We start from the raw sequence: 2,500 nt of genomic DNA on the forward strand, positions 1-2,500 counted from the left end.
TGGCTCCACACCAGCCGCAACCAGTGTCTCGTAGCCTCCCACCTATTCTGAGCGAAATGCATCGAACCCCAATACCAAGATGTAGTAAAGGTGCACGGGGTCTTTCCGTCTAGCCACGGGTACTCGGCATCTTCACCGAGACTGAAATTTCACCGAGCCCCTCGTTGAGACAGCGTTCAACTCGTTACGCCATTCGTGCAGGTCGGAACTTACCCGACAAGGAATTTCGCTACCTTAGGACCGTTATAGTTACGGCCGCCGTTTACCGGGGCTTAGTTTCGCTGCTTCGGATTGCTCCTAACAACTCCACGTAACCTTCCGGCACCGGGCAGGCGTCAGCCCCTATACGTCGTCTTACGACTTTGCAGAGACCTGTGTTTTTGGTAAACAGTCGGTTGAACCTATTCACTGCGGCCCCCTCATGCTCCACCCGCAAGGGGCTTCACACTATCGGGGCGCTCCTTCTCCCGAAGTTACGGAGCAATTTTGCCGAGTTCCTTAACGAGGGTTATCTCGATCACCTTAGTATTCTCTACTTTCCCACCTGTGTCGGTTTTGGTACGGGCGCGCGCAACCTCCCTAGAGGCTTTTCTTGGAGCCATGGCGTCAGGGACTCGCCGGCGCGAACGCCAGCTGCCATCGTGCCTCAGGTTATGCGGATCCGGATTTGCCTAGATCCACCCCTACGCAACTTGGTGCAGGACTACCATCGCCTGCTACCCCTAGCCTCACTCGTCCCCCCATCAGTCAAACGGGTGCGACGCGGTACAGGAATATCAACCTGTTATCCATCGACTACGCCTTTCGGCCTCGCCTTAGGTCCCGACTAACCCTGAGCCGACGAACGTTGCTCAGGAATCCTTAGGAAATCGGTGGAAGGGATTCTCACCCTTCTTTCGTTACTTATGCCAGCATTCTCACTTCCCAAGCCTCCACGGCTGGCTTACGCCGCCGCTTCAATGGCTTGGGAACGCTCTCCTACCGCTCCCACTTACGTGAAAGCCCGCGGCTTCGGTGGCATGCTTGAGCCCCGTTGAATTGTCCGCGCCCGAACACTAGACCAGTGAGCTGTTACGCACTCTTTCAAGGATGGCTGCCTCTAAGCCAACCTCCTGGTTGTCTATGCACTCAGACATCGTTACCCACTTAGCATGCACTTAGGGACCTTAGCCGGCGATCTGGGCTGTTTCCCTTTTGACGCTGAAGTTTATCCCCCAGCAACTGACTCCCCGGGTAGACGTATCGGTCTTCGGAGTTTGCCTGGTTTCGGTAATCTGGTAGGACCCCTAGACCAAACAGTAGCTCTACAGCCGACACGCAAATTTACCGGAGGCTATACCTAAATATATTTCGGAGAGAACCAGATATCACTGAGTTTGATTAGCCTTTCACTCCGACCCACAGGTCATCCCCGCAAATTTCACCTTACGTGGGTTCGGTCCTCCACGAGGTCTTACCCCCGCTTCAACCTGCCCATGGGTAGCTCACTCAGTTTCGGGTCTGCCGCGTACGACTAAAACGCCCTATTCGGACTCGCTTTCGCTACGGCTCCGCTCATCGCTTAACCTTGCCGCACACGAGCAACTCGCTGGCTCGTTATGCAAAAAGCACGCCGTCACACCACAAAGGATGCTCCGACCTCTTGTAGGCACACAGTTTCAGGTTCTATTTCACTCCCCTTCCGGGGTTCTTTTCACCTTTCCCTCACGGTACTAGTCCGCTATCGGTCACCTGGAAGTACTTAGCCTTGGAGGGTGGTCCCCCCAGATTCAGTCCGCGTTTCACGGGTGCGGACCTACTCAGGAACAGCTGCGAGAGACTCCACAGTTTCGGCTACGGGACGTTTGCCCTCTATGGTGCGCGGTTCCACGCGCTTCGCCTACCATGAAATTTTGTAACTCTCGGCCAGCCAACTACGACTGACATCGCTGCCCTACAACCCCGAACACGCAACGCGTAGCTGCTTACACGTGCTCGGTTTAGGCTGATCCCTTTTCGCTCGCCACTACTCAGGGAGTCTCGGTTGATTTACTTTCCTCGGGGTACTGAGATGTTTCACTTCCCCCGCTTACCTCTACCCACCCTATGTGTTCAGATGGGAGTAACGCCACATTACTAGCGCTGGGTTTCCCCATTCGGAAATCCACGGGTCAAAGGCTGTTAAACGCCTCACCGTGGCTTATCGCAGTCGTCCACGTCCTTCATCGGCTCCAGGTGCCAAGGCATCCACCGTGTGCCCTTACTATCTTGACGGTGATCCCAGCTACGCCTTGCATAAGAACGTAGCCGGGGTGATACCCGTTCCCACACCCGGCGTTGGAGTCGGATGTGGGAAATTATCGCTGTGTAGTTTTCAAAGACCGCCAAGAGGGCAAACAACCAAAACGGTTGTCCGGTCTCTCAAAACGCAACAGCACGCAAAAACGCCCCACCCGAAGGAGAAGCGCCACGACCAGGTCCGGTCAACATTCAGGAACCACAACCAAAAAGCTGTGATCTG

1 rRNA gene is annotated in these 2,500 nt (G+C 55.1%); it reads right to left on the minus strand.

What is annotated here, in order from left to right:
• Positions 1-2,253: ribosomal RNA gene (locus tag ACVUH9_RS22145) — 23S ribosomal RNA — on the minus strand; the annotation flags it as partial.
• Between the last annotated feature and the right edge of the window lie 247 nt (positions 2,254-2,500).

The sequence above is a fragment of the Patulibacter ginsengiterrae genome (assembly GCF_056269115.1).